Raw genomic sequence first — 5,599 nt, forward strand, 5'->3', positions numbered from 1 at the left:
TTCTGTCTTTTTTTTCGCTTCTCCTAATTCTAGCAAACCTTTCTTCTTTTAGTTCGCCAACAGTATCAGTCGCTGCGGCATAAAGTCAGGGGATTGCAGATCTTTGAGCAATTGTGCTACTATTAGAAGCCAGTAACAAGGCAATGCGATAGGCTGAAATGGGTTTAAGTGGTAAACTAAAGAGGAGCGTAAGCAAGTAAACCCCCGTTATGAGCGCTAAAATAATAATCAGGGTTCCAGCCCACTTGCGAAATTCTTCAAAATACAACGGAATAAAATGATACAATATTCAATACCTTGTACTCAGCCATCTGGGAATTGAGTCAGTCTATTCCGTTGTTGATAAAGTTGGTTCAGTTCCTGGTAAAGTGGTAACTAAAGAAACCGAAACCCTTATTTTGATTGAATTTGCCCTTTAATTCCGATAGTCTCCGGCAAATAAATGAGTTGATAGGTTCTATTTTTTTGAGTGTTATCAACTCGCGCGGAAGACTACCAGAAATTCTATATATTCTTATATCTAACTTATTTACTATTGGAGCAAACCATGCTGGTGCGTGCAATCCAGGTTAATAAATATTTCGGTGGCAATCTAGTTTTTGATAACCTGGACTTTGAAATTAAAAGGGGCGATAAAATTGCCTTGATCGGTGAAAACGGCAGCGGAAAATCCACGCTGTTTAAAATCCTGGCTGGCAAACAGCCGCCCGATTCTGGGACGGTGGTTATTCCACGAGGTACCTCGATTGATTATTTAGAGCAAGAACCGCAGGCTAACCCGGATGATACCGTACTGGATATGGTAATGAGCGCCGACCCAAAAATTGTCAGTCTCCATAAGCAACTCCAGGAATTGGAAGCCCACATGGGTGACCCGGCGGTTACCGCTGACCCAGCTCAGTTCCAAGATATTTTGGACAAGTACGGCCTAATCCAGGAGCAGTTCGACCGGGGCGGGGGTTACAATTACGAGGCTAAAATTAAATCGGTTCTTAAAGGTATCGGCTTCTCCGAGGAACAACTCAGCCAACCGGCTACCAAACTGAGCGGTGGCGAGAAAAAGTTAATCGGCCTGGCCCAGTTGCTGGTAAAAGAACCGGACTTACTTTTACTGGACGAACCGGATAATCATCTGGATATCAAAGCTAAAGACTGGCTGGAACAATATATTATGTCCCACGATGGCGCAGTAGCCACCATTTCCCATGACCGCTATTTTTTAGACCGTTTTATCAACCATATTTTCGAGCTAGAAGACGGCAAGATTTACGAATACCACTGTAACTATTCGGGTTTCCGAGAGTCCAAACAACGCCGATTGGAAAAAGAAGCCCAGCTTTACGAAATGCAAAAACGCGAACTAAAGGAGTTAGAAAAAACCGCCCGTCGGTTGAAATTATGGGCTTCTTTGAACTTGAAGTTTGCAGGTCGGGCTCAGAGCAAAAAGCGGCAGCTCAATGCCCGCAAAGCCGAACTGGAAAATACCCCCAAGCCGATCCTCAATCGGAACACGGTCGAGCTTGAATTCGGGCAGGAGGAACGCAGCGGCAAAATAGCCTTGCGGCTGAAAGCAGTAACAATGACCTACGGTACCCGCCAGCTATACGCCCCTTTTGACCTTTCAATCCACTATGGTGAAAGAATTGGTCTGGTTGGACCAAATGGCAGCGGAAAAACCGCTCTTTTCAAATTGATCCTTGGCGAAGAAATACCAACCACCGGCACCGTCCAACTGGGCGCCCGGGTAAAAGTGGGCTACTATTCACAAGAACAAGAAACACTCAACCTTCGTCAGACCCCGGTAGATTACATTCGCTCGATCCAACCCATGATTGATGAAAAAGCAGTAGCCCTGCTTAAGGGTCGTCTACTGCTCGATTATGACGAATGTTTTATCCCTATCGGCAATTTGAGCGGCGGTCAGAAAAGCCGTCTGCAACTGGTCGGGTTGGGTCTGAAGGGTATCAATTTTCTGCTTTTGGATGAGCCTACTAACAACCTGGATATTCCTTCAATGATCGTGTTGGAAGATGCATTGATAGATTTCGAGGGTACTATCCTGGTAATATCGCATGACCGCTATTTCCTTGACCAGGTGGTCGATAAAATTGTAGCTATCGAAAACGGCCAGATCAAAGAGTACCTTGGCAACTTCACCGATTTCTACGAACGTACCGCCGGTAAGATCGACCTGGGTACTCTGAGCATGCCCAAACGCAAAAGCTAAGTTTCAAGCGGGAGACCAAGCAGAACCGGGGGAGATTTTTAAGAATATTTATGTCTCTCCCCGTTTATGCTGACTTTTTTGCCCCACGTCGGGATTGTTTTAGCTTGCAGTTTCAGCCCCGGATACCACCTTTGGAAGGTCTCCCCTAACTCCAAAGTTCATAACCAAAGTATTTAGGCAGGGCTCTGGCATTGCGGGTTTGAACCGCTACAGGGAAACGTTGACCATCCGAAGAAGAAAGGGTACCATCACCCCAAAATTGAGCGAGCGGCAAGTGATACTGGTAATTAACCAATCTATTGACCGCTTCTTGCATGGTTTCTTCCCGCCACCCAAATGTCACCAGAACGCAGCGACTGCCGCAGTTCCCACAAAATACAAAGTTCGTAGTAGCGACGGTTCAAACGCTTTCCTCGCTTTTTGGGGCGACCAGTAGGTTTTTCGGAGTTAGAGTCTTCAAAAACGTAAGGATGCCATTTATGACTAATGAAAGCTTGAGGTGCGTTCCTAGGAACACCTTTACGGTTTTGTTGGTTCAAGCGTTTGAGCAACATTATTCCATCCAGCAGCGGTTTAGCAGCGGTGTTGGAATGAAAAACGAAAGCCTCTAACAGTTTGGGAGCGAATTGGCGGATAGTAGGGTAGCTTTTTGCCAAATAATCAAAATAGGTGTCATCCAGGGGACGTACTAGTCTATCTGATTCTTCCACCGCTAATTCTAACTGTTCTTGCGGTAAAAAAGCAAAGATAGTTTGGCGTACCTCCTCATCTTTAACCTCAGAATTTAGTATCACCCGACCCAACTGCCCAAAGAAATGTAACTTCTCATTGGTAGCCGGGACTGACTTCCGCCGGAATTCCTCTAACTCATTTCCAGCCCGGCTATAAGCCCCAGCCAGATAGCTGTCGAAAAGGTCAAAAGTCTGATCGCTGAGTTCTGCCAAAGCCGAATAGACAAAACAAAGCAACAGCGGATACTTTCTGGTTTCATTCATACAGTCCAGTGCTTCAGCAGAAGTTTTTCGACAAAGGGTCGCTAGAAACTTGCGGCGGTTGGGATTAATTACTGCCATCGGCCATTCAGCCACCTGTTGTTCCTGAAGATATTTGACTTTAGAAATATTAAGATTAATGGCCTTTGGCACATCTTTAGTAGCTTCCTGACGTAGCCACTCAAAGCGCGTAGCCTTGAGTTTGTCATTCTTAAGCAAAAGCTCGTCCAGAAACTTGCGACGTTGCGGGGTTAGAAGGGGGCTTAATTGTTCAAAAGTGCGGGTACGCGCCTGTTCACGGGCGTGGCTTACCATTCGTTCCAACACGGTAATACCTGGTCGCACCATAAGTTGTCGAAGTAGGACGGTTGGTTCATCGTGTTCGAGGGCGCGTTCCAAAAGCCATTCTTCTAGCTTGCGGTTTTCCTCGGCTTTAACCCCCTTATAACCTAAAAGGGTTTGAATCTTATTCAAATGATCAGTGCGGGTGTGTTCGCGGCTGCCATATTCGCTCAACACTGCGGGCTTAACTCTGAGTTGGAGGGCGATATAGCTAACCACTTTAACCGGAGCTTGGTTCACTTCATCTGGGCAGAAGCCTAGGTGGCGCAAAGTTCCTAATTGTACGGCAAAGCCAAGTTGGTTTACTGCTCCTCTTTGTTTGTGTATTTCGACTAAATCCGCCTCTGACAACTGGTAATAATGGTCGAGTTCTTCCACACTAAAATCAAGGGGGAAACGGTTCAAGTTGATACGATCAGCCTCACTTAAAAATTGACCTGGCACGGTAAAGCCCTTTCCGGGTTAGCTTAATTTAGAAGGTTTCGCCCCGATTGCTACCAGGTTTGTGTACTTCAAACTCTTCTACGAAAGCCCGATCAAGCGCAGCATTAGCGATTTGTCTAACTACTTCGCGCAGTTCATCTTCTCCTGCTGCTGGTCTCCCAAACTTGAGGAGAAACCATTCTTCCAAAAAACTCCGTCGCCACTTGGACAAAAATAACTCTAACCGTAAATCCTCCCCTACTTTGGCAGCATTACGATTACCTTTTTGTGCTCCCTTGGGTCTTTTCGGAATATTATTACTGTTTTCACTCAAACAGATACCTCGAAAATATGCAAATTCTAAACAGAAAAATAGGTGTTGGAATTATACGTAATAAACTAATAGGTGTCAAAAGAGTTGTTTTGGGTTTTTGGGTGCTATAATAGTGTAAGATAATTCCAATTAACGTATATTTCCTTCTATTTTGCCCGATTTTTTGGTGAAAAGCCCTAAAAAGGAAGATTGAGCCGCTAATTCTCTGCTTGCGCTTAACTATATGCAGATACTAAATAGTACAAATGTTTGCTACGTAGAAACCTGTTCCGTTGCTACTCAATGGCGAAACGCTAGTGCTGGGTGAAGTGGAAGAAGGGGTAATGGAGGGAGGGGAAGCGGTAGTACATAGCAGAGCCTTAAGCTACTTTTCCCGTATGGCAGGGGTTCGAGAGTTTGAGGAAGCGGTCACACTGGAAATCCACCGACGGGGGATTGAAAAAGCAGGGGTGGTGTGTGCGGTAAATGATGGAGCAGCTTGGTGTCAAAGCTTCGTGGACTACCCTAGGGAGGATGCCATTCGGAACCCCACGCCTTTGAGCATCTGGGAAGTGCAGGACGGGCAATGTTTGGCGAGGAGAGCGTAGCTTTCTATAGTTGGTTCAAAAGCATGTAGCGAACAACTGAAGCAGGGAAGTGTACAGAGCGTGCTAAGGGAGTTAGAAGGGCTAGTTGAAGTAGCACACACTCAAGGCAGGTCAGAAGTAGCGGCTTTAGTCCAGGCTGAACGGGAGTATCTGGGGCAAAGGCAGGCTCAAATCTGTTATGCTGAGTTTAAGGCAGCAGGTTACCCAGTGGGTAGTGGGGCAGTGGAAAGTGCTAACAAAGTGGTGGTAGAAGCTCGTCTTAAGGGTACCGGAATGCGCTGGGCTAAACAAAATGTTAATCCGCTCCTTGCCTTGCGCAATTTAGTTTGTAATGACCGTTGGGAGGAAGGCTGGCAGCAAAGCCGGGAGTGGCAGTTGCGCTCAAGTAAAGGGGGAAAAGCCAAACCCATCGTTAAGCTCCCTCAGTTGCCAGAGCATTTGGAAGGACCAGTGTTACCAGTCCCAAAGACCTCTTTAGCTGTGCTAAATTCTGGTAACGATACTGCCCGAACAGTTGAAATGCGAAAGGTGAGCAAAGCCTTATACAAACCTGCTGCTCATCATCCCTGGCGTAGAATGACCATCGGCAAGGCTACAACTTTTCCCTTTGCAGAAATCTGACGCTCACCCTACGTTATCGGGAGTGTCTAAAAAGCAAGACACAACTTACTTTTGAAATTAAAGTTGGAATTGA

6 protein-coding genes are annotated in these 5,599 nt (G+C 46.1%); 3 read left to right on the forward strand and 3 right to left on the reverse strand.

Going from position 1 to position 5,599, the window contains the following annotated elements; translation table 11 throughout:
• Window positions 1-547: 547 nt before the first annotated feature.
• Entirely contained in the window at window positions 548-2,227 is a 1,680-nt protein-coding gene (gene abc-f / locus WCK19_RS18135) for an ABC-F type ribosomal protection protein (protein ID WP_342398813.1), read from the forward strand.
• Window positions 2,228-2,372: 145 nt separating this feature from the next.
• Here the strand turns inward: abc-f and WCK19_RS18140 are convergent, their stop codons facing one another.
• From WCK19_RS18140 to WCK19_RS18150, 3 genes are read right to left on the reverse strand one after another with little or no spacing between them, the layout of a single operon-like run.
• Window positions 2,373-2,543 carry a Tn3 family transposase gene (locus WCK19_RS18140; protein ID WP_342398814.1) on the reverse strand — a complete coding sequence of 57 codons (171 nt, stop codon included), beginning with the start codon at window positions 2,541-2,543 and terminating at the stop codon, window positions 2,373-2,375.
• Window positions 2,524-4,005 (reverse strand): DUF4158 domain-containing protein, encoded by a 1,482-nt coding sequence (locus tag WCK19_RS18145; RefSeq protein WP_342398815.1) that lies wholly within the window; start codon window positions 4,003-4,005, stop codon window positions 2,524-2,526. The genes WCK19_RS18140 and WCK19_RS18145 overlap by 20 nt, the downstream gene beginning before the upstream one ends.
• Window positions 4,006-4,033: 28 nt before the next feature.
• Window positions 4,034-4,216 (reverse strand): hypothetical protein, encoded by a 183-nt coding sequence (locus WCK19_RS18150; RefSeq protein ID WP_342398816.1) that lies wholly within the window; start codon window positions 4,214-4,216, stop codon window positions 4,034-4,036.
• A 374-nt stretch (window positions 4,217-4,590) separates the two neighbouring features.
• Between WCK19_RS18150 and WCK19_RS18155 the strand changes: the two genes are divergently transcribed.
• Window positions 4,591-4,905, forward strand: a complete 315-nt coding sequence (locus tag WCK19_RS18155; RefSeq protein ID WP_342398817.1) for a hypothetical protein — start codon at window positions 4,591-4,593, stop codon at window positions 4,903-4,905.
• Between the two features lie 60 nt (window positions 4,906-4,965).
• Window positions 4,966-5,526, forward strand: coding sequence for a hypothetical protein (locus tag WCK19_RS18160; protein ID WP_342398818.1), 561 nt, complete (start codon window positions 4,966-4,968; stop codon window positions 5,524-5,526).
• Window positions 5,527-5,599 lie beyond the last annotated feature (73 nt).

It is taken from the genome of Candidatus Chlorohelix sp., assembly GCF_037138995.1.
Taxonomy (GTDB): domain Bacteria; phylum Chloroflexota; class Chloroflexia; order Chloroheliales; family Chloroheliaceae; genus Chlorohelix.